The organism is Cryobacterium breve, assembly GCF_027594785.1.
Classification (GTDB): Bacteria; Actinomycetota; Actinomycetes; order Actinomycetales; family Microbacteriaceae; genus Cryobacterium; species Cryobacterium breve_A.
Window position 1 is genome coordinate 1,765,958 of sequence record NZ_CP075584.1, and the last position, 21,473, is coordinate 1,787,430.

Genomic DNA, 21,473 nt, shown 5'->3' on the forward strand with positions numbered 1-21,473 from the left:
AATGCAACTCCGACAGCGATGATGGCAAACACCATCATTGCGACCATGACCTCGACCAAGGACAGGCCGGACGTGTCCGAAAGGCGGATCGGTTCAGATCGGAACGCTCTCACGGTTCACCTCCATACAGAACAGACTCACGACGACAGCAATGAACATGAATGCTGGCCGGCGCCATGGATGGCATACCGACCAGCATTCAGGACGACGAGGACTAGGGCCTAGGCACACGCCCCGCTGACGACTGCCCCGGAGTCCTTGACGCTGAACTTGTTGCCGGTCTTGCCAACACCGTCGATGCAGAAGGTTGTAGCAGTTGCCGCCACGGTGCCCTTCCAAGCAATGGACGTTGTGTTATCGGTGCTGAATGTGTAGCCATAGGTGACCAAAGTGGCGTCAATGGTTGCGGGCAAGCCACCGTTGGCAGTCTGATATGCGATGACCGCGATCTTGGCGTTTGTCAGGTCAGACTTGACCGCTGCATCCTTGGCGTTGTTCTGGATACCCAGGTACACCGGGATTGCGATAGCGGCGAGGATGCCGATGATGATGACGACGACGAGAAGCTCGATCAGGGTGAAGCCCTTTTCGTTCTCGTTGAGGTTCTTGCGACGGAGGTTAAAGGGCGGCGAGCGCACGAGTGACCACGGTGAGATCCATTTCATTTGAGGGCTAGGAACCGGCCATCGGGCCCGATCGGACTCTAAGAGTATTTGCAGTGCTTTTTCAGCGGCGACCCATGAATGAGGGGTATTGCATCCAATCGCACCCCCAGAAGGAGGGCAAGCCTCTACGTCGGCTACTTGATGACGCTCGCGATGCTGAAGATCGGCATGTATAGCGCGATGACCATTCCGCCGATGATGACGCCCAGGAATGCGATCATGAGTGGCTCGATCGCCGCCGTGAGCTGCTCGGTGGACGACTCGACCTCCTGGTCGTAGAAGTCCGCGATCTTGTTGAGCATGGTCTCCAGCGAGCCGGCGTCCTCGCCGACCGCGATCATCTGGGTGACCATCGGGGGAAAGACGGGCTGGGCCAGCAAGGGAGCGGAAATGGACTGGCCCTGACGCACCGACTCTGCCACCTTGGTCAAAGCGTCCTCGATCACCCAGTTGCCCGATGTCTCGCCGACGATCTTGAGCGACTGAAGGATGGGCACACCGGCGCCGATCATGTTGGCGAAATTCCGGCTGAAACGGGCGACGGCGATCTTTCTAATCAAATTCCCGAACACGGGCAGCCTGAGCTTCAATGGGTCGACGACCTTGCGGACGCGCTCCGTGTTCTTGTTCCGATTCCACCAGATGCTGAATGCAATCCCCGTGACGACGATAACGGGAACGACATAGATCATCGAATGCGAGATATTGACCAGGACCATCGTCGGCACCGGGAGCCCGCTGCCGAGTCCTTTGAACATGTCCTCGAAGATCGGCACGATGAAGATCAGCATGATCAACACGGAGACGAGCGACATGATGAGCACGATCACAGGATAGGTCAGCGCCGACTTGATGGTCCCTCGCAGCTTGACCTCCTTCTCGAAGTTCGCTGCGATCGATTCGAGGGCGCGGTCGAGGAAACCACCGGTCTCCCCCGCCCGCACCATGTTGATCATGATCGGGGGAAACTCCCGGCCATGTTTCGCCAAGGACTCAGAGACCGACACACCGGTCTCGACATCGTCGCGCACCTGCCCAAGGATCTTCGCGAGCGGCTTGTTTTCCGTCTGCTCAGCGAGGATGTTGAGCGTGCGCAGCAGCGACAGGCCGGATCCGATCATGGTCGCCATCTGGCGACTCATGATTGCGAGGTCCTTGAGCCCGACGCCCTTGGTGAAGCCGGGGATCGAGATCTCGCGGTTGAGGCCGGTGCCGTCCGCCGATTCCTTGATCGAGATGGGCGAAATGCCCATGGTTCCGAGGCGATTGGCTACGGCAGACTCACTCGAGGCATCCAGTTTGCCCTTGACGGTCTTGCCGTTGTTGTCGCGGCCGACGTAGGCCCAGGCTTGCGCAGTCGACATCAGCGCTGCGGGATGGAGTAGGTGTCGCCGTAGTCGACGCCACCGCTGCCCATGGTGCGGGAAGACGCCTCCATCGTGGTGTCGGCGCGCTTGATCAGCTGCTGCAGGCTCTCCACGTCGTGGGCCTTGTCGATCGCCGCCTGGCGCGTGATCTGGCCGGAGTCGACGAGGTCGGCGAGGTGCTGGTCCATGGTGTGCATGCCCTCGGCGCCGCCGGCCTGCATCATCGAGGTGATCTGGTGGGTCTTGCCCTCGCGGATGAGGTTGGCGATGGCCGGCGTCGTGACGAGGATCTCGGTCGCGACCACGCGGCCCTTCTGGTTGGCCCGTTTGACGAGGGTCTGGCAGACCACTCCGCGGAGGGTCGCCGCGAGCTGGGTACGGATCTGGCCCTGCTGGTGCGGCGGGAACACGTCGATCATGCGGTCGATCGTCTGGGCGGCATCCTGGGTGTGCAGGGTCGCGAAGACGAGGTGGCCGGTTTCAGCTGCGGTCAGGGCCACCGAGATGGTCTCGAGGTCGCGGAGCTCGCCGATCAGGATGATGTCGGGGTCCTGGCGCAGCACGTGCTTGAGTGCAGCGGCGAAGCTCTTCGTGTCGTGGCCGACCTCGCGCTGGTTGACGAGCGACTTCTTGTGCTTGTGCAGGAACTCGATCGGGTCCTCGACCGTGACGATGTGGTCGGGCCTCGTGCTGTTGGCGAGGTCGACCATCGCGGCGAGGGTCGTGGACTTACCGGAACCGGTGGGCCCGGTGACCAGGACGAGGCCGCGGGGCAGCAGCGAGAACCGGCCGACGGACTCGGGCACGCCGAGTTCCCTGAGCGGCTTGATCTCGCGCGGGATGAGCCGGAACGCCGCACCGATCGAGTTGCGCTGGTGGTAGAAGTTCACCCGGAAGCGGGCGCCCGCGGCGGTGTAGGCGAAGTCGAGCTCGCGGTCGTCCTCGAAGCGTTCGAGGTCGGCGGGCGAGATGATGCTGTGCAGGGCCGTCCGGACCTTTTCGGGCAGCCAGACGGGCAGGCCCTCGATCGGGCGCAGGGCGCCGTCAATGCGGATCGTGGGCGGGGCGCCGACGGTGATGTGCAGGTCGGATGCCTCGAGCTCAAGCACGAGGTGGAGGGCGTCGATCAGGTCCTGGTCGGCGGGGCGGCCGTCGGGGCCGATGTGCACGGGGGCGTGGCCACGCGCCATCTCGGGCGACCCCTGGGGTTCGGCCTGGATCGCGGCCCTGCGGCCGGACCCGGCCTGGCGGGCGCCCGACGCGACGTCGAAGGCTTCGGTGGGGTAGGCATCCGTTCCCGACGGCGTGACGTCGAACGGGAGCGTCGCCGGCGGCGCGAAGTCGCCCGTGGCAGCGTCGAAGGTCGAGGGGTCGGCGTGCGGATGTGCGGGGTACAACTCCGTGGGGTACACCCGGGTCGCCGAGCGGGGCGGCTCGGCGTCGCCCGGGGCGAGGTCTGCGTCGACGAGGTCGGCGTCCGCCGGCGCGATCGTGCGAGCCGGCTCGGGCGCCCGGACGTCCCAGGTGTTCGCGAAGGACGGGGCCGCCGGGGCTGTGGCGGGGTCGCCCTGGGGATACATGGTCTCGGCGCGACGTGAGCTCCGGCGCTCGAAGCCGTGCCCGCCGGTCTCGTCGGGGTTGGCACTCGCGCGCACGGCGGCTGCCTTCTCGATTGCGGCCTTCAGGAGCGCGGCGCGTTCCTGGGCGGCCAGTTCGGCCTCGGTGAGTTCGCCGGGGCTCGCAGCGATCTGATCCCACCAGGACACGGCGGACTCGGGCTCGACGGCAGGGATTTCATAGATGGGCTTGTCCATGCGTTTCTTTCCTTTCGGCATGCGACGAGCGCTATGCAACAACTCGCAGGATCTCTTCGATCGAGGTCAGGCCCATGCGGACCTTCTCCCAGCCGTCGTCACGGAGGGAGATCATTCCCTCCAGTCGGGCGGCCCGGCCGATGTCCGCGCTCGAGGCGCGGTCGACGGCGAGCCGTTCGATGTTCTCGGAGACGGTCATGACCTCGTGCACGGCGAGCCGGCCTCGGTAACCGGTCTTCGAGCAGTTCTGGCAGCCGATCGGCTGGTAGAGCACCGGCAGCGGCCGGGTCGGGTCGTAGCCGAAGCGCAGTTGGTTCAGGCGCTCGACGGTGACCTCGGCGGGAGCCTTACAGCGGTCGCAGAGGCGGCGCGCGAGGCGCTGGGCGACGACGCAGTCGAGGGCGGAGCCGACGAGGAAGGGCTCGATGCCCATCTCGGTCAGGCGGGTGATCGCGCTCGGTGCGTCGTTGGTGTGCAGGGTCGAGAGCACGAGGTGGCCGGTCAGCGAGGCCTCGATGGCAATCTGCGCGGTCTCGTGGTCGCGGATCTCGCCGAGGAGCACGACGTCGGGGTCGCTGCGGAGGATGGACCGCAGCGCGCTCGCGAAGGTGAGCCCCGCCTTGGGGTTCACCTGCACCTGGTTGATGTCCTTCATCCTGTACTCGACCGGGTCCTCGACCGTGATCACGTTGATCTCCGGGCGGGCGACCGAGTTGAGCGTGGTGTACAGGGTGGTCGACTTGCCCGACCCTGTCGGGCCCGTGACCAGGATCATCCCGTATGGCTTGGTGTACGACTTCTTGTAGGCCTCGTAGTTGTGCTCGAGCAGGTTCAGGTCGTGCAGGTCCATCGTCGTCGAGGAGTTGTCGAGGATTCGCATGACGATCTTCTCGCCCCAGACCGTGGGCAGGGTCGCGACGCGGAGGTCGATCTGGCGGCCGGCGTGGCTGACCGACATCCGGCCGTCCTGGGGCTTCCGACGCTCGGCGATGTCGATGTCGCTCATGATCTTCAGGCGCGAGATGACGCCATTCTGGATGCTCTTCGGCGCCCGCTGCATCTCGTGCAGCACCCCGTCGATGCGGTACCGCACCCGCAGGTTGTGTTCGGCGGGCTCGATGTGGATGTCCGACGCCTTGTCCTGGATGGCCTGGCTGACGAGGAGGTTGACGAAGCGCACGATCGGGGCGTCGTCGTCGAGGGAGTCGGAGACGCCGAACGCCGATGCGGCTTCGACGGTGGCCTGCTCGTCCTCCATGGTGGTGGTGAGGTTGCTGAGCTCGTCGTCGGCGCGGTGGTAGCGGGCGATCGCGGCGAGCAGGTCGTTCTTCTCGGCGACGACGGGGATGACCCGCATCCGCGCGGACTCGCGCACGTCGTCGATCGCGAACACGTTGCCGGGGTCGACCATGGCGAGCACGAGGCGGCCGCCCTCGACGGTGATCGGCAGCACACCGTGGCGGCGACACATGGCGGGCGTGACGAGGGCCACCGCGAGCGGGTCGACGGGGTAGTCGATGAGTTCGATGAAGGCGAGGCCGGCCTGCTCGGCGCGGGCACGGGCGAACTGGGCCTCGGTGATCACGCCGGAGTCGACGAGCGCGCGCACGGCACTCTCGTCGGCGGGATCGCCGGCCATCAGGGTGTCGAGGTCCTCGATCGGCAGCAGTCCGTGCAGGATGAGAATCTCGGTCAGTGAAGCCACGCGATCCTCCCCCGCTGGACAGGCTGCAGAGAACCGCGAGCGCACGCAGCAAATCGTTCCACGCCCGGGAAAGTTGGTAACGCCCAACGCTAACCCCGGGATCGGGTCTGGGACAGACCCACGATCAGGGGGTGCGGAGCTCTCCGACTGGCGAAACCGTCAGCATCCGGGTGCCTGTGGAGTCGATGACGAGGGAGGCGACGTCGTCGCGGCCGGGCGGGAGCAGCCGTGCGGTGAGGCGACCGGAGTCGAGCAGATCGAGCTGCCCCGCGATGATGCGCGCGACCTCGGCGAGCGCCTCGGGGGCCTGCCACCGGAGTCGTCGAGCAGGGTGACGTCGACGCCGCGGAGCCGGGCAGTACGGGCGGCGGTGATCACGGGCTCGACGAAGAGCGTCCTGGCCCGGATGGCGTCGCGCAGGGTGGCCTCGACGATGAGGCACTCGGTGCGGAGCGGCGGGTCGAGGTCCTCCCCGCCCGCGAGGCGCTCCAGGGCAGGCCGGGCGAGGCCGTTGACCCGGGCGAGTTCCGTTTCCCGTTCGGTGAGGGCGGCCACGTCGCTCGCGGTGGCCGCGATCGACACCGCGCGCTCCCGGTTGAGCACGGCGAGGGTGCGGGTCGAACGGGTGAGCCCGACGGCGAAGACCGCGCCGGCGAGCAGGGTGGCGGCGTGACGCACGACGAGGGTGAGGCCGTCGGCGACGCCCAGGCCGTTCAGCAGCGCCCAGCCGAGCCCGACCGCGACGAGCAGGCCATAGCCGGCCCAGGCCGGACCGGGCCGCCCGCGGGTGGCGAGCAGGACGAGCAGAAGGGTGACCGCGCCGAACGCCCAGTGCGCGAACGGTTGGGCGGATGCCGGGGCGACGGCGGCCGAGGCGAGCGCGGCCCCGGCGGTGGCGATCAGGATCACCGTGAGGGGAGCCCACGGGGGAATCGGGTCGGGGACGACGACCAGGAGCCACATTGCGGCGACGACGATCAGGAGCAGGCCGAACGCCGTGAGGGGCCGGGTGTCAACGGGCCCGGGGTCTCCGAAGGCGAGCAGAAGGTGCACGGCGGCGAAGACGGCGAGGAGGACGAGGGCGAGGCTGCGTGGCAGGGTCACGAGCAGGGGGATGGGCGCGGGCGTCGCCTGGGCTCCCGGGGCGACCGGCAGGGCCTGGGTCGTGGCCTCCGGCGTCCAGGAGACCACGACCTCGGCGCCGGCGCCCGGCCGCGACCAGACCGTAGCCGCCCCTCCCGGCACCCGGCGCATCCGGTCGATGATGCTGCGGGCGATGCCGAGGCGCTCAGCCGGGACGCCGGCGGGATCGAAGCCGACCCCGTCGTCTCGGACCGTGATGCGGATGCCGGTGCCCAGCATCCGCGCGGTGACGCTGCGGGACACCGACCGGGCGAGGCCGACCCCGGCTGCGACCCGGGAGTTGCGCAGGGCCTCGCCGACGGCGCCGAGCAGGGCCGTCGCTGCTGCGGCCGTCACGCCGAAGCGGTCGTCGAGGTCGGAGCGCACGACCGCATCGGGGGTGATCTGGGCGGTGAGGGTGTCGAGCCGGCGGGTCAGCTCGGGGCCGGTTACGCGCTGCCCGGACGCCCGCTCCCTGACTGCGTCGAGGCGCACCAGGGTCGTGGCGGCCTGCTCGGCGAGGACGCCGGCCGGGATGCCGCCGCGGCCGGCCATCAGCAGGGTGGAGATGACGCTGTCGTGCACGAGCGCGTCGATCGCCACTCGCTCGCGGCTGCGGGCCACTCCCGCGGCGGCGGCGGCGATCTCCGCCCGGGTGGCGACAGTCACAGCGTCGACCCGGACGGCATTGCGGCGGGCCGCCATCATCAGGCCGAGGAAGACGCCGACGAGAAGAATCGAGTATGCGGCGTCTTCGAGTCCGACGAGGATCGGCAGGGAATCCGTCGAGGTCGCGGCGCGGACAAGTCCGCTGAGGGTGCACGCAACGATGAGGTAGGCCCAACCGACGCGGTCGCGGGTGGCGACTCCGACGGCCAGGACGGGCACCCCGGTGAAGGTCAGGGCCCAGGGGATGTCCGCGCCGGCCGGGAGCGGCGTGGCCCGGAATGACAGCCAGAACACCAGGATCACGAGGAACACGACCCCCTCGGCGAGCGCGATCCGGCGCAGCAGCCGCAGCGACGCCCGTCGGGACAGCACCCCGAGCGTGACGGGCAGCCCGAAGGCGAGGGCCCAGGCCAGACCTGCTCCCAGCGGATGCGGCGACCACAGCTGGGCGAGAAAAGAGCCGTAGCTGAGGAGGCAGAACACGACCGCGGTCGGACCGATCGACGTGTAGAGCACCCGGGCGAGGCGCTCGGCGGCGGTCAGGCCGGCGAGCGGGCGCCGGGTTCGCCTCACGACTGGCCGGGGACCGGCAGGATGCCGTCTTCGAGGGCCCGCTTGTACAGGTCGATCTTCGTGTTGGCCGGGCGCCCGACGCGCTGGTACTTCGAGCGCACCCGCCGGATGTAGTCGATCACGGTCGCCTCGGCGAGGCCGGTGCGGGCGGCGACGAGCGGGGCCTTCGCGCCGGCCGCGTAGAGGGAGAGCACCTCGCGTTCCCGCGGGCTGAGCCCGGCGTCGTTGAGCTCGGGGTCGCCGTCGAGGGCAGCCGCCCACTCGGTCGAAGGGATCGGTTCCCCCGAGGCTGCGCGGATCACAGCGTCGAGCAGCACCGCGGTCGGTTCGGACTTGCGCACCACGCCGAGCACCCCGCTGCGGGCGGCCGTGCGCATCAGCAGCGCGTCATCGCCCGCTGTGAAGGCCAGGACGGCGGAGCCCGCGGCCCGTAGCCGGTCGACGTTATCCCCGACAGCGGAGTCGTCGGACAGCCGCAGGTCGAGGATCACCAGGTCGACCGGGTGGCTCGTCTGCGCGGTCGATTCGAGCAGTTCGGTCACGGTCGCGACCGTCGCGACGACCTGGATCTCGGGGATCGTCGAAAACAGGGCGGCGAAACCGCGCGCGACGATCTCATGATCGTCGATCAGGGCAATACGGTAGGTGGGCACGAGAACCTTCGGGTAGGCCATACTGGTGGCGGCAACGGCGGCGCGGTACTGAACGGTACTACGGGGCGGTGCTGTAGACCGGCGGAGCCTGAACCTGCTGCCGGGGGTATTCCTATTGCCGCCGCGCCCGTTCGGGTGCCATCGGAAATGACGGCTTTTCGAAGACGATGTGCTGGTCCTATGGTGAAACCGGGGGAACGCGCCGGGGGGCATGTGGGGCGCTCGCGGTCTCGCCAGGGACGACGTCTTCTGGGGAGCCGGCCGGGCGCCCCCTCCCCGCGTTCATGGCCCGATGGCCGAGCCGTCCGCCACTCTCCTCCAGATAGCAGGAGCCGCACAGGGACTCATAGGTGACGAAGGCCCCGTCGATCGCGACCTGGTCACCGTCGAAGACGAAGCGCCCGTCGATCTTGCGGCCGTTGAACACGGCCTTGCGCCCGCACCGGCAGATGGTCTTGAGCTCTTCGAGGCTGTGCGCGATTTCGAGCAGGCGGCGGCTGCCGGGGAACGCGACCGTCTGGAAGTCGGTACGGATCCCGTACGCCAGGACGGGGATGTTCTCGAGGATCGCGATCCGGAGCAGGTCGTCGACCTGGGCCTCGGTGAGGAACTGCGCCTCGTCGACGAGCAGGGCGCTGACGTCGAGCCCGTCGCGGGCGACGACCTGCGCGCGGTGCTCCTGGAAGAGGGCGTACGCATCCGTCTCGGGGGTGAGCAGGAAGTCGACGCCGCGTGTCACGCCGAGGCGCGAGAGGATGCCCCGATCACCCTTGGTGTCGACAGACGGCTTGGCAAGCAGCACGCGATGACCGCGCTCCTCGTAGTTGTATGCGGCCTGGAGCATGGACGTGCTCTTGCCGCTGTTCATCGCTCCATAGCGAAAGTACAGTTTTGCCACGGTACTGGAATCCCCCTCTGCGCCACCCGGCGCGTTCGTCTGCCCCGGGTCAGTTCAGCGTACTGGGCGTGCGAGGCGTCGGCGTTCGGGGCCGTGTTCCGCGTCGAACTCGAGGGTTACGAGCGGACGACGGCCGGACGCCCGGCTCGTGGAGACGCGTACCCGCCCGAACACCACGTGCAGGACGCCGAGGTACGGCCGCAGCAGGGCGCGCACGGCCCGGGCGGGGAGGTCGATGCCAACCTGGATCGTGACCTGGTCGAGGCGGGGGGCGGATGCCGGGGCCCCGGCACCCGGGGCGGTCTCGCGCCGGGGCCCGCGGTCGGGGATCGTGCGGAGCGGGGAGGTGCTCAGCGGGATCTCGGACGTCGTGGTGAGCGGGGATCTGGTCAGGGCGGGCCGCGGGGACCCGGTGCCCCGGAACTCGTCGCCCGCGGTGACCTGCACGACGAGGCTGCAGGGGTCGAAGCCTTTCGCCGCGCAGAGCGCGCCGAGCAGCGCTGCGGTCGCGGCGCGCTGGTCGGTGTGGAATGCGGCGGCGCGGCGGTCGGGATCGGCGACGACGAGCAGCGGGGTGATGCCGCGGGCCAGGAGTGCCGCGCGCTCCCTGGCTACGGCCGCGTCGAGCCAGGTCTTGTCGAGCTCGCGGAGGAGCGCCTTGCGCACGTCGGCGGCGAGCGCACCCGCGCGAACGATGTCGGCCTTCGTGATCTCGCCGTGGTCGAGCACCTCGGTGAGGAGGGGGAGCACACCGGCGGCGAGCTCGGTGCGCTGCTGCTCGACGACGGCCCTGACCACACGTGCCCGGGTCTCCTCGGTGCGCTCGATGATCGCGCGGCGGGCATCCGTCTGCCAGGCCAGGAGGGAGCCGACGAGCCGACGGGAGTAAGCGGCCCCGGCGAGCGCGGGAGCGAGGACCTGGGTGACCGCGACGGTGACGAACACCACGGGAGGCACGTCGATGGAGTGGAAAGGGGCCTGCACCCAGGTGACCGCGGCGACGATGACGGCGAGGACCCCGGCGGATGCCGCGATCTGTCGCCACGGCCGGTACGGGGCGAGGCCCAGCAGGAGCAGGCCGATCGCCACGGGGCCGAAATCGTCCTGGATCAGGGCGTTGTGGTTCCAGCGCGAGGCCTGTTCGAGCAGGTATGCAACGAGGGCGAGCGCGGCGATCGCAGAGTGCGCGCCGCCCCCGAAGGGCGCATTCCTCGGGCGGGAGGCGAAGACGAGCAGGATCGCGGCGAGGGTGACGGCCACGATCGCGAGGGAGCCCAGGGGCGCGTTCCCGGCCTGCACGGCCTGATCCGCCTGGGTAACCGTGGTCACCACCGCGGACACTGTGACGATCACGGCGATCGCCGGCGCGAGCGGCCATGCGGCGAGGGCTCCGAGCGGGTCGAGTTGCTGCTGGGTCAGGGAACTGCGGCTCACAGCGGCCAGCCGATCCCGGCGTCGCTCGCGCTGTCGCCGGACGGATCGGATGCCGGGCCGCTTGCCGCACCGGTGCCGGGCCGTTGGACGGCGTCGCCGGGGGGTGCCGGCACGGTCAGGAGCACGGAGGTGCCCGCGCCAGGACGGGTCATGATCGTGACCGAGCCGCCGAGGCGTTCGATCCGGCGGCGGACCGCCTGGCGGAGGCCGAGGCGGTCGGCGCCGGTCTCCGATTCCGTGAAGCCGCGGCCGGCATCCATCACCATGACGGAGAGATCGTGGTCGGTGGATTCGATGACGACCTCTGCGGAGACGATGCCGGCGTGCAGGATGACGTTGATGAGGCATTGCTGCACGGCGAGGCCGAGCTCGCGGTCGGCGACCGCGTCGAGACGGCCGAGGGCGGCGCGCTCCCCCGTGACCTCGACGACGAGGCCGCGGTCGCGGCAGCGTTCGATCGCGGAGTAGACCGCGCTGTCGAGCCAGCCGTCCGGTCCGGAGAGCCGCTCGTCGGAGTCGGTGAGCCAGCTGGTGCCGTGCAGGGTGTCGACGGTTTCACGGATGCCGGCGGCCAGGTGCGGACCGAGCGGCCCGGGGTGGGCGTGCACGAGCGCGACGAGCTGGTTGAGCGTGGTGTCCTGGCTGAGGGCGACCGCACGCACGTCGAGTTCGTGCCGCAGCAGCCGGGACTGGTCCTCCTGCAGGGCACGGTGCATGGCGAGCTGGACCGGACGGTGCCTGCGCCGGCCGAGGCCGCTCACGAGCATCACCCCGACGAGGAAGAGGTACGTCGACACCGTGAATGCGTCGGGGTGGTACGGCACCCCGGTATCGAGGGCGGCGAGCACGGTCACGGTCTCGGCCAGGATGAAGCCGGCGGTGCCCCAGAGCACACCGACGAGGGCGCCCGTTCCGACGCCGCCGACCATCAGGAGCGCCATCTTCGGCATCGACACGAGGAAGACGTCCGAGCTGTGGAAGAGCTCGGGCAGCCCGAGCAGGGTCACGCTGACGACGTAGGTGACGACGGCGCCCACGAGAAGGTAGACAACCGAGAGGAGCGCGGTGCGGTGGCGGGACAGCAGGAAGAGAAGGATCGCCATCACGAGGATGCCGAGCAGGCTCACGCCGATCTGAGCGCTCGGATGGCTGATCCCGAGCACCGCGAGCGAGACGAGGGAGCCGATCAGGCAGGTGAGGCCGAACCAGTGCGCAGCCTGGGCCAGGGCACGCCCGACCGAGGTGCCGACCAGATGGTCGGGGAGGCCTAGGGTCATTGCCGCTCCGTTCTCCGTCGATTATCGCATCCGCCGGACTCCTTCTTGCGTGAAGGGTCGCGAATCGAGGTTCGCGCGAGCGTTGAACGTCGATCTGCGACACCTCAGCGGATGGCGGGGGTTCAGAACAGGGTCGGGTGCAGGCTCAGGAGGGAGCTCGCCGGCGATGAGCATCCCGACGCCCGGCGCAGGCAGGCCCGGGAATGCCGGGACGGCGGCGGGCCGGGCGAGCGCACGGGAGCGGACACCGCCGGTGACGGGGTCCTCGATTCCGTGCTCGAGCCCGTGGGCCCGGATCAGCGGCTTGATCCGAAGGGCGAGCCATTGCCGGTAGCCCTTGGGGGCGTAGGCGTTGCGGCCGTAGAGCCTCGTGGTAGCGCGGCACGAGGTCGGGGTGGTCCCTCGCGAGCCACTGCATGAACCAGTCGCGCACTCCCGGCCGCAGGTGCAGGGCCGTGTACATCACGTCGGAGGCCCCGGCGGCCTTTGCCTGGCGGAGGGCATCGTCGAGGTGGGCGCGGGTGTCGGTGAGGAACGGCAGGATCGGCATCATGAACACGGAGCAGCGGAGGCCGCGCTCCCTGATCGCGGTCACGGTGGCGAGGCGCGCTGCCGTGGACGGCGTGCCCGGCTCGACCGCAGACTGCAGTTCGTCGTCGTAGATCGCGATCGAGAGGGCGAGGTCGACGGGCACGAGCGTGCTCGCCTCGACGAGCAGGTCGAGGTCGCGCCGGATCAGGGTGCCCTTGGTCAGGATCGACAGCGGGGTGCCGGAGTCGGCGAGCGCCGCGATCACGCCCGGCATCAGTCGGTAGCGGCCCTCGGCGCGCTGATACGGATCGGTGTTGGTTCCGAGTGCGACGGCGCTGCGCTCCCAGGATGGCCTGGTCAGGCTCCTTGCGGAGAACCTCGGCGACGTTGACCTTCACGATGATCTCGTTGTCGAAGTCCTTGCCCGCGTCGAGGTCGAGGTAGGTGTGCGTGTTGCGAGCAAAACAATATTTGCAGGCATGGGAGCAGCCCCGGTAGGGGTTGATCGTCCAGCCGAACGGCATGGCGCTCTGGCCGGGCACCCGGTTGAGCGCGGACTTGGCCAGGATCTCGTGGAAGGTGATCCCCGCGAACTCGGGCGTGCGCACGCTCCGCACCAGGTTGTTCAGGCGGGCAAGGCCGGGAAGCGCTCCCGCCTGTTCCGTCGTGAGTTCCTGCCCGCTCCACCGCATACCCACATTCGAACACACGTTCGATATCTGCGCAAGGGTGGGGCGGCATCCGCCCTCACCGATTCGACGGAGATTTTGTCTAGAACGGGCCGAAACCGCACGCCCACGTCAAAAAAACTCACAAACTCCGTCGAATTCGTCAGGGGTTGGTGAGGTGCAGGGTCGCCGCGGTCGCGGCGAGGGACGCTGCGGCACGAGCCGGGTCGTCCGACAGGGTCGTGCCGAGGCTCGGGATCAGTTCTCGGAGGCGAGGCTCCCAGGCGGGGTACTCCTCGGGGAAGCAGCGCTGGAGCAGGTCGACCATGATCGGAGCCGCGGTCGACGCCCCGGGGGACGCGCCGAGCAGGCCGGCGATGCTGCCGTCGGCCGAGGTGATGACTTCGGTGCCGAATTGCAGCACGCCGCCTTCCTTCGGGTCCTTCGTCATGACCTGCACGCGCTGGCCCGCGGTGATGAGCTCCCAGTCGGCCATCTTCGCCGTCGGCATGAACTCCTGCAGGGCCTTGAGCTTGGTGGCGCGGGAGGCGAAGACCTCTCCGAAGAGGTACTTCATCAGGCCGACGTTGTGCCGGGCGACGGCGAGCATCGGGCCGATGTTGTGCCCGCGTACCGAGAAGGGGAGGTCGAACCAGGTGCTCGACTTGAGGAACTTGGGGGTGAACCCGGCGAAGGGTCCGAAGAGCAGAGAGGCCTCCCCCTCCACGTGGCGGGTGTCGAGGTGCGGGACCGACATCGGCGGCGCGCCGACGGCGGCCTTGCCGTAGACCTTCGCCTGGTGCTCGGCGACGACCGCAGGATTGGTCGTGCGCAGGAACTGGCCGCTGATCGGGAAGCCGCCGAAGCCTCGCACCTCGGGGATGCCGCTCTGCTGCAGCAGGGCCAGCGCACCGCCTCCGGCACCCACGAACACGAAGCGCGCCTTGACCGTGCTGGGGTGCCCGCCGACGAGACGCCGGAGGTTCAGACGCCAGGTGCCGTCGGTCAGCTTCTTCACGCCGGTGACCTGCTGGTTGACGTGGACGCCGACGCCCTTGGTTGCGAGGTCGTCGAAGAGGTAACGGGTGAGAGCTCCGAAGTCGACGTCGGTGCCCGACTCGATCCGGGTCGCGGCGATGCGCTGGTTCTTCGGCCGGTTCTTCGTGAGCAGCGGGGCCCAGGTGCCGATGACAGCCGGATCCTCGCTGTATTCCATCCCGTGGAACAGCGGCTGGTCCTTGAGCGCCGCGAACCGTTTGCGCAGGTACTCGACGTTGGACTTGCCGTGCACGAACGTCATGTGCGGAGTCGAGTTGATGAACTTCGTCGGCTCGGGCAGGACGCCGTCGATGACCAGGGACGACCAGAGCTGGCGGCTGATCTGGAACTGCTCGTTGATGCTCACGGCCTTGTCGGCGGTGACGCTGCCGTCCTTCGCCTGGGGCATGTAGTTGAGCTCGCACAGGGCGGCGTGTCCTGTCCCCGCGTTGTTCCAGGGGTTCGAGCTCTCCTGGGCGACCTCGCCGAGTCGCTCGTAGACCTCAATGCTCCAGTCGGGCTGCACCTGTTTGATCAAGGTGCCGAGAGTGGCGCTCATGACGCCGCCCCCAATGAGTACGACATCAACCTGCGCCATTGGATTCACACGTTCGAGTGTAACGCCGCGCGCCCGGGCGCCTGACCGCGTCCGCCTGCCGCTGATCACCCCGTTCGGGCAGCGAGGCAGAGCCCTTTAAACGGGCAATGAACTGTCAGACGATACTCCTGCGTAACATATTTGTCGAACCCCCCTATAGGGTAGGTTCGTGCATTCGTCCGGCTCGCGTACAGGTCTCGTCCTCGGCATCATCGCCCTGGCGCTGCCCGTCCTTGCCCTCGGCGCTTTTGTCAGCCTCTTCGCCCTTCAGGTACCGGGAGGTCAGACCGTGAACCCGCTCGCGACGACGACGTTCTATGTCAACCCGTCGTCGTCGGCATCACAGGCCGCAGCGGCTGCAGCCGAACGGTCCGGGGCAAGTTCAGCCGAAGCGACCGCCCTGAACCGGCTCGCCGACCAGCCGGCGGCGATCTGGCTGACACCGGAAAAGTATCCGCTCGACACGGTCGGTGCCGAGGTCGCGACGATCACCGACGCCGCGGTCAAAAAAGGGAAGACCGCCGTCTTCGTCGTCTACGGAATCCCCAACCGGGACTGCGGCAACTTCTCCGCAGGCGGGCTCTCGGTACTCGAATACCCCGGCTGGGTTCAGGCGATCGCGACGAGCCTGACGCTGCGCGAGGCCGTAGTGATCCTCGAGCCCGACGCGCTCAGCCTCGCCACCCAGTGCAACAACGTCGAAGAGCGAGTGCACGAGGTGCACACCGCCGTCGACCTCCTCGCGCCGACGCGGGCCACGGTCTATCTCGACGCCGGCCACTCCGAATGGATCGCCCCGTCCGCCATGGCCGGGCTGCTCAACCGCTCCGGCATCGCATCCGTGCGCGGTTTCGCCACCAACGTCTCGAATTACATGGACTCAGCGGCCGAGCACGCGTACGCACAGCAGCTCTCCAGCCTCACCAACGGCGCCCACTACGTCATCGACACCTCCCGCAACGGCGCGGGCTCGAACGGGGAGTGGTGCAATCCCCCCGGCCGCGCCCTCGGGGTCCTGCCCTCCGTCGTCACGAACCAGGGCGCCCAAGATGCCAACCTCTGGATCAAGCAGCCGGGCGAGAGCGACGGGACCTGCAACGGCGGCCCTACCGCTGGGGACTGGTGGAACGCCCAGGCACTCGCGCTCACAAGGGCCGCCGGATGGTAGGCCCCGGTGCCGGCGCACCACACTTCGACAGCACACCGTTCATTGTTCGATTTCGGTCGCAGGCCGATCCAGCTAGGAGATAGATCATGGAAACAACGGAGAGTGAGCGACGCGTTGCCGTCATCATCGAGGACGACGACGATATCCGTCATCTCCTCGAGGCCGTTCTGACCCAGGCCGGTTTCGACGCGATTGCGACGAGCAACGGTGTCGACGGCGTGCGCGCGGTGCGAGCGTACGACCCGATCGTTACGACCCTCGACGTGAGTATGCCGGGCATGGACGGCCTGGAGACGGCGAAGCGCATTCGCGCCTTCAGCTCGACCTACATCGTGATGCTCACCGCGCGCGACGAGGAAATCGACACCCTCCAGGGCCTCGAGGCCGGCGCCGACGACTACATGACCAAACCGTTCCGCCCGCGCGAGCTGCGCGCCCGGATCGACGCGATGATGCGCCGCCCCCGCCAGGCCCTCGTCTCACCGTCCTCGACCTATGCGGATGCCGCAGCCGCGGACGGCTCCGACGACTCCGGTTCCCAGGCCTACCCGGCCGCTCCAGCCGAGCATGCGGCCGCAGAGCACTCCGGCGCCGAGTACGCTCAGGCCGCATCCGCGCCAGAGTATGCGCCCGCGCCGCCGGTCGAATACCGGCCCGCTGCCTCGGCTCCGCAGTACCAGCAACCGCCCGCCGCGCAGCCGACGACGTACCAGCAGGCGGCGCAGCAGGCTCAGGCCCCGCAGTACCAGCAGGCTCCGCCGACCCAGTACCAGCAGGCCCCGCCCGCGCAGGCCGTACCGCCGGCGCAGTACCAGCAGGCCCCGCCACCCGGCTACGTCGTCGCGCCGTCGGGTTGGGCACCGGCCCCGATCGAGTACACGCCTGCGCCCCCGCAGGGCTGGGTGCCCGCACCGAGCCCTGCGGCTCCCCCGGTGGCCCAGCCGCCGGCATCCACCCCTCGAACGCGCTGGCACTGATCGAGCCGCAGGCCCCGGTTCCGGATGCAGCGGACTGGATGGAGCACAACGGCCTGCGTCTCAGCCCGGAGATGCGTCTCGCTGTGCTCGGCACGGCGGAGCTCGACCTCACCCGCACCGAATTCGACCTGCTCGCGGCTCTGCTCGACTCCAAGCGCCGGGTGCGCAGCAAGGCCGACCTCGCGCTCCTGTTGCGCGGCGAAAGCTACGTGACCGCGTACTACGTGAACGAGGCCGACAAGCGCGCCGTCGAGGCGCACATGGGCAACCTCCGCCGCAAGCTCGGCGACAGTCTCACGACCCCGCGGTGGCTCGAGACCGTGCGCGGTGTCGGCTACCGCCTGGCGGCTTCCGAAAACGACTGAGGTTCGGCTCTCCGCCGAAGCTGTGCAGGGGCGGGCCTGAGGCCCGTCCCTGCGTCAGTGTTGCGCGCGTTGCGCGGGGAATTCCCAGCGGCGCGGCGGCACCGCATGGTCACCGTCATGGGACTGCTGCCCGTGGTGGGCCTGTTGTTGCGCTTGCTGCTCCGGCCAGGCCTTCTGCGTGCGCTCGGCATCTTCTGCCGTGGTCGCCAGCACGGCGAGTTCGGCACAGGTCGCTTCCCCGACCTCGATGAGACGCGGAAGGTGCCGCAGGCAGCCGGGCACGTCATTGCGCGCCAGCGCAGTGTGCACGAGGGCAGCGGTCGCTTCGAGCACGACGGCTCCCACCATCGTGCTCGTCGACCGGATGCTGAGGAGGACGACGTGCGCTTCTTCGAGGTCCGGCCGGGCGAGGGACTCGGCGAGCCGCTCGGCCCGGCTCGGCCACAGGGCGACGAAGTCGCGCAAGAAACGGTGGCGCAGCGAGGTGTCACCGCCCACCTGGTTGAGCAGCGTCTCGAGCGCCCCGTCTTCGAGTAGAGCGATCACACCCGGTAGCCCCGGTGTCGCTTGACGAGCGTGCCGAACATGGTGAGGGTCTGGATGATCGTGGTGACTCCGAGGATCGGCCAGCCGATCCAGAGCACCGTCGACTGCGCGACAACGGGCGGCTGCAGCCAGATGAAGACCATCGCGGCGAAGAAGGCCGTCGCGAAGATGAGGGGGAAGAGGAAGGCGTTGCCGGACCCGCGCTCGGCCTTGGCCTGCTCCGCCCAGTTGTCGACCTGTTTGTTGCTCGCGAACTTCGTCCAGGCCCTGAGGAAGTGTCCGATTCTCACCCACATGTAGATCTCGGCGGGGAACCACGCCAGCGCAAAGAAGAAGTCCCGCCCGTTGCGGTTCTTCATCGACCAGGCCGTGCGGAAGTTGAGCATCAGGGCGACGAGGGGCGGGATCAGCCAGATCGGGCTGAACACGAAGGCATTGATCGACAGCGACGCGGCGAGCAGCACGATGAACAGGCCGCGGGTGATGATGTTGACGGCCATCGAGAAGTTCTCGAGCCAGCGCAGCCGGAGATTGGGGTGGAAGGGCTGCCCCTTGGTGTCGCCGCGCTGGCCGGGCCACATCAGCTCGATGGCGCCGAAGTTCCATTTGACCTGCTGGGCGTCGAGGCCGCGCAGGGTCGTCATGCCGCCGACGTTGGCGCGGGCCTGGGCGCTGATCTTGGTCAGGTACCCGGCGCTCTTGATCTGCAGGGAGAGGAGGGAGTCCTCGACCTCGCTGTCCTTCACCCAGGGGGTGGACTGCTTGCTGTCGATCATCACCTCCTGGAGGGTCCGGATCGAAAAGATCGAGAACTGGCCGCCGAGCACGGCCATGTTGCGCCCGCGGAGCATGTTCTGCATGTTGAAGGCGGCGAACTGGGTGCGCTGGCCGGCAATGAGGAACTTGCCCATCGTGCCGTCGATCTGGCTGTCGTCGATGCTGTAAATGGCGGAGATTCCGCCGACGCGGGTGTCGGACGAGATTTCGGCCTCGAGGTGCCAGACGGCGCGGGGGTCAGCGGTGGTGTCTCCGTCGACGCCGAGAAGGTAGTCGCAACCCTCGATGAGCGAGAAGCCGTAGTTGAGCGCACCGACCTTCTTGTCGGGGTTCTCCCCGATGTCGTGGATGAAGATCTCGGTGAACTGCTCGATGCCATCCGTCATCCGCATGTGCGGGCCGGCGTAGTGGCTGGCGATCTCGACCGTGTCATCCGTCGTGTTGTTCACGACGACGTGGATCACGTCCGGAAGGCGGGTCTGGGCGAGCAGGGAATCCAGGACCGACGCGATGGAGTCGGCCTCGTTGTATGAAGGAACGATGCACCCGATGGTCGGGCGGAACACGGGCAGAGCGTCGACGATTTCCGTGAAATCGTTCGCGTAGGCCGCGAGGGAAGGGTCAACCGGGGGCTGGGCCTTGACATACGGGGAATTCTGGGGGTTCTCGTTCACAGGTCTAACTCTGACATCCGAAGCGCAACTTTTGCCACATCCCCGGTCAAGGTCTCCGCAAGATAAGCTCAAGCGAAGCCCCCTGAACGGGTGTGAACCACGATCCACGGGAGTCCTCATGCCTGCTCGTTCCCTCTCACGAGTGCTTCCCGCACTTGGTCTGGGTCTTCTGCTCACTGCGGGTCTGAGCGGATGCGGCCAGGCACCCTGGTCGACGGGTCTCGCCTCCTCGAGCACGCCGACGGCGACGTTCTCGGTGGCACCGATCATTCCCGTGATCAACGATCTCGCGACCGGTTCGACGACCCGCAACCTCAAGGCCGGAGACGTCACCCTTGCCGTCAACTACTGGTCGACGCTCAACATCGGCGAGTGGACTCCCGCCGCGAACAAGCCGATCAGCTTCTCGCTGATCGGAACCCTCGGCACGGACGACGGCCAGGCCGTCTACCTCTCCCGGGTGAGCGTCGTCGCTTCGGTCAAGGGCCCCAGCGGCCCGCTGACCGCCCCGCCCGCCTCGGTGGACCAGGCCTCGATCGCACCCGGCTACCTGATCAAGACGCCGTACAGCTACAGCCAGACGTTCATCCTGCCCGCCGTCGATCCCGCTGCGACGAGCATCACGCTGGCATTCACCTACGAGATCCTCGTGCAGTCGACGCCGACCTCAGCGGCCTTCGCCAAGTCGACGGCGAGCGACGAGATCACCGTCGCACTCACCCCCGCCGGATAGTCGCCGGCCGGGCGGATTCCGCGACGAGGTCCGTCGGGCCTCAGACGGCTTCTGAGACGACCGTGATGTCGTTGCCGCCGCCGCGCTTGAGGGTGCGGATGGCCTCTGTCACGGCCGACGTGAGCACGCCGAGCTCGTAGCCGTGGTCGAAGGTGTCCGCGATGGCGAAACTCGCGGTCAGGCGGATCCGAAAGGAGTCCGTGACCGGTTCGTCGACAAGCGCCGTCTGGATGCGTTCGGTGATGCCCCGGGCCTCCGTTGCGGACGAGACACTCACCAGAATGAGGAAGCTGCCGGCGGCGGGGTGCCCGATCAGGGCCATCACAGGCGAGCTGTACCGCAGCGTCTGGGCGAATCGGGCTATGGCGGCGTCACCGGCGGTGCGCCCGAAGGCGGTGTTGATCTCCGGGAGGTTGTCGATGTCGGCACCGATCACGGCGAGTCCGAGCTGCCAGCGGTCTGCCCTCTCGATGTGGTCGGTCGCGGCCTGCACGAAGGCGCTCGATGTCATCACACCCGCGGCAGAGTGGATGCCATCGGTGAAGTCCCCGACGGCGTTGTTGCCGAGCTTCTCCGCGCGGAGGATCGAAATGGCGATGGAACCGACCACGATCAGCGACATGTTGACGATCGACGCGGATCCAGTGCCGAAGAACCGGGAGAAATCCCGGTCATCGGTGCCGAGAGCGACGAAGGCGACCACTCGCGCCGACGTGTAGATCGCGACGATCCAGAGGCTCAGCCCCAGGATCCTGCCGTTGATGTTCCTGCCGAGCCTGCCCCGCAGCGCCTCGGAACCGCCCAGGGCGCCGAAGGCGGCCATGGCAACCCAGGTCACGGCTGATGCACCCCAGGCGTCTCCTCCTGGCGCCGTGATGAGCGTCCAGATCGCGACGACCGCGCCGGCTGCCCCGACGGTCCAGAGCAGGGACTCCCGCGAGTTGTAGACGCGCGACCCGCTCCAGAACGCACCGGACACCACGACAAGGCCGACGTTGCCGACAATGAGGCCCCACCAGCTCGATGCGCCGATGATCGCCACACCGTAGCCGAAGGCGACGGCGATTCCCGCGATGAAGGCGAGGCTCCAGAGTTTTCCCGCAGGGTCATTGCGGTTGAGGGCTGTGTTGAGGATGAACGACACCCCGCAGAGCACGACGATGAGCGCGCTGACGATAAAGAGCGTGGTTGAGTCCAAGTGCTGGCCCCCTTCTGCGGGTC

17 protein-coding genes and 2 pseudogenes are annotated in these 21,473 nt (G+C 68.2%); 4 read left to right on the forward strand and 15 right to left on the reverse strand.

Annotation, left to right across the window (positions count from 1 at the left end; genetic code table 11):
- Positions 1–11: 11 nt before the first annotated feature.
- The 12 genes and pseudogenes from KIV56_RS20345 to KIV56_RS08785 form a co-directional block, all read right to left on the reverse strand.
- Positions 12–113, reverse strand: a pseudogene (locus KIV56_RS20345) (prepilin-type N-terminal cleavage/methylation domain-containing protein); the annotation flags it as partial.
- 108 nt (positions 114–221) lie between these two features.
- A complete protein-coding gene (locus KIV56_RS08735) occupies positions 222–665 on the reverse strand; it encodes a type II secretion system protein (RefSeq protein WP_281535913.1) in 444 nt (147 codons plus the stop codon).
- A 134-nt stretch (positions 666–799) separates the two neighbouring features.
- Positions 800–2,029 (reverse strand): type II secretion system F family protein, encoded by a 1,230-nt coding sequence (locus KIV56_RS08740; protein WP_281535914.1) that lies wholly within the window; start codon positions 2,027–2,029, stop codon positions 800–802.
- Positions 2,029–3,846 (reverse strand): PilT/PilU family type 4a pilus ATPase, encoded by a 1,818-nt coding sequence (locus KIV56_RS08745; protein ID WP_281535915.1) that lies wholly within the window; start codon positions 3,844–3,846, stop codon positions 2,029–2,031. The genes KIV56_RS08740 and KIV56_RS08745 overlap by 1 nt, the downstream gene beginning before the upstream one ends.
- A gap of 31 nt (positions 3,847–3,877) precedes the next feature.
- Positions 3,878–5,551, reverse strand: a complete 1,674-nt coding sequence (locus KIV56_RS08750) for a GspE/PulE family protein (protein WP_281535916.1) — start codon at positions 5,549–5,551, stop codon at positions 3,878–3,880.
- A 159-nt stretch (positions 5,552–5,710) separates the two neighbouring features.
- Positions 5,711–7,915: a hypothetical protein gene (locus tag KIV56_RS08755; protein ID WP_281535917.1), complete on the reverse strand. Its 2,205-nt coding sequence runs from the start codon at positions 7,913–7,915 to the stop codon at positions 5,711–5,713.
- A complete protein-coding gene (locus KIV56_RS08760) occupies positions 7,912–8,589 on the reverse strand; it encodes a response regulator (RefSeq protein ID WP_281535918.1) in 678 nt (225 codons plus the stop codon). The genes KIV56_RS08755 and KIV56_RS08760 overlap by 4 nt, the downstream gene beginning before the upstream one ends.
- 157 nt (positions 8,590–8,746) lie before the next feature.
- Positions 8,747–9,466 (reverse strand): thymidine kinase, encoded by a 720-nt coding sequence (locus KIV56_RS08765; RefSeq protein WP_281535919.1) that lies wholly within the window; start codon positions 9,464–9,466, stop codon positions 8,747–8,749.
- 54 nt (positions 9,467–9,520) lie between these two features.
- On the reverse strand, positions 9,521–10,900 hold the full coding sequence (locus KIV56_RS08770; RefSeq protein WP_281535920.1) for a hypothetical protein: 1,380 nt from the start codon (positions 10,898–10,900) through the stop codon (positions 9,521–9,523).
- Entirely contained in the window at positions 10,897–12,177 is a 1,281-nt protein-coding gene (locus tag KIV56_RS08775) for a sensor histidine kinase (RefSeq protein WP_281535921.1), read from the reverse strand. Before KIV56_RS08775 ends, KIV56_RS08770 begins: the two co-directional genes overlap by 4 nt.
- A 21-nt stretch (positions 12,178–12,198) precedes the next feature.
- A pseudogene (locus KIV56_RS08780) lies at positions 12,199–13,400 on the reverse strand (Rv2578c family radical SAM protein).
- A 139-nt stretch (positions 13,401–13,539) separates the two neighbouring features.
- Entirely contained in the window at positions 13,540–15,012 is a 1,473-nt protein-coding gene (locus KIV56_RS08785) for a malate:quinone oxidoreductase (RefSeq protein ID WP_281535922.1), read from the reverse strand.
- 169 nt (positions 15,013–15,181) lie between these two features.
- Between KIV56_RS08785 and KIV56_RS08790 the strand changes: the two genes are divergently transcribed.
- The 3 genes from KIV56_RS08790 (at position 15,182) to KIV56_RS08800 (ending at position 17,522) form a co-directional block, all read left to right on the forward strand.
- Positions 15,182–16,180 (forward strand): glycoside hydrolase family 6 protein, encoded by a 999-nt coding sequence (locus KIV56_RS08790; protein WP_281535923.1) that lies wholly within the window; start codon positions 15,182–15,184, stop codon positions 16,178–16,180.
- A gap of 86 nt (positions 16,181–16,266) precedes the next feature.
- A complete protein-coding gene (locus KIV56_RS08795) occupies positions 16,267–17,157 on the forward strand; it encodes a response regulator transcription factor (protein WP_281535924.1) in 891 nt (296 codons plus the stop codon).
- 38 nt (positions 17,158–17,195) lie between these two features.
- Positions 17,196–17,522 carry a winged helix-turn-helix domain-containing protein gene (locus tag KIV56_RS08800; RefSeq protein WP_348648516.1) on the forward strand — a complete coding sequence of 109 codons (327 nt, stop codon included), beginning with the start codon at positions 17,196–17,198 and terminating at the stop codon, positions 17,520–17,522.
- A 54-nt stretch (positions 17,523–17,576) separates the two neighbouring features.
- Here KIV56_RS08800 and KIV56_RS08805 read toward each other — a convergent pair whose 3' ends face one another.
- Together KIV56_RS08805 and KIV56_RS08810 are read right to left on the reverse strand one after the other, a co-directional pair.
- The gene (locus KIV56_RS08805) at positions 17,577–18,068 is read right to left on the reverse strand and encodes a hypothetical protein (protein WP_281535925.1); all 492 of its coding nucleotides are present in this window, start codon (positions 18,066–18,068) and stop codon (positions 17,577–17,579) included.
- A complete protein-coding gene (locus KIV56_RS08810; protein WP_281535926.1) occupies positions 18,065–19,519 on the reverse strand; it encodes a glycosyltransferase family 2 protein in 1,455 nt (484 codons plus the stop codon). The genes KIV56_RS08805 and KIV56_RS08810 overlap by 4 nt, the downstream gene beginning before the upstream one ends.
- Positions 19,520–19,637: 118 nt before the next feature.
- On the opposite strand from KIV56_RS08810, the gene KIV56_RS08815 reads away from it, so the two are divergent.
- The gene (locus KIV56_RS08815; RefSeq protein ID WP_281535927.1) at positions 19,638–20,252 is read left to right on the forward strand and encodes a hypothetical protein; all 615 of its coding nucleotides are present in this window, start codon (positions 19,638–19,640) and stop codon (positions 20,250–20,252) included.
- A 40-nt stretch (positions 20,253–20,292) separates the two neighbouring features.
- Here the strand turns inward: KIV56_RS08815 and KIV56_RS08820 are convergent, their stop codons facing one another.
- Positions 20,293–21,450, reverse strand: a complete 1,158-nt coding sequence (locus tag KIV56_RS08820; RefSeq protein WP_281535928.1) for a GGDEF domain-containing protein — start codon at positions 21,448–21,450, stop codon at positions 20,293–20,295.
- Positions 21,451–21,473 lie beyond the last annotated feature (23 nt).

Bases quoted from the DNA above. Each gene is read 5' to 3' on its own strand.
- KIV56_RS08735 (WP_281535913.1), bottom strand. From the start codon at position 665: ATGAAATGGATCTCACCGTGGTCACTCGTGCGCTCGCCGCCCTTTAAC.
- KIV56_RS08740 (WP_281535914.1), bottom strand. From the start codon at position 2,029: ATGTCGACTGCGCAAGCCTGGGCCTACGTCGGCCGCGACAACAACGGC.
- KIV56_RS08795 (WP_281535924.1), top strand. From the start codon at position 16,267: ATGGAAACAACGGAGAGTGAGCGACGCGTTGCCGTCATCATCGAGGAC.
- KIV56_RS08760 (WP_281535918.1), bottom strand. From the start codon at position 8,589: ATGGCCTACCCGAAGGTTCTCGTGCCCACCTACCGTATTGCCCTGATC.
- KIV56_RS08785 (WP_281535922.1), bottom strand. From the start codon at position 15,012: ATGGCGCAGGTTGATGTCGTACTCATTGGGGGCGGCGTCATGAGCGCC.
- KIV56_RS08775 (WP_281535921.1), bottom strand. From the start codon at position 12,177: ATGACCCTAGGCCTCCCCGACCATCTGGTCGGCACCTCGGTCGGGCGT.
- KIV56_RS08745 (WP_281535915.1), bottom strand. From the start codon at position 3,846: ATGGACAAGCCCATCTATGAAATCCCTGCCGTCGAGCCCGAGTCCGCC.
- KIV56_RS08800 (WP_348648516.1), top strand. From the start codon at position 17,196: ATGGAGCACAACGGCCTGCGTCTCAGCCCGGAGATGCGTCTCGCTGTG.
- KIV56_RS08815 (WP_281535927.1), top strand. From the start codon at position 19,638: ATGCCTGCTCGTTCCCTCTCACGAGTGCTTCCCGCACTTGGTCTGGGT.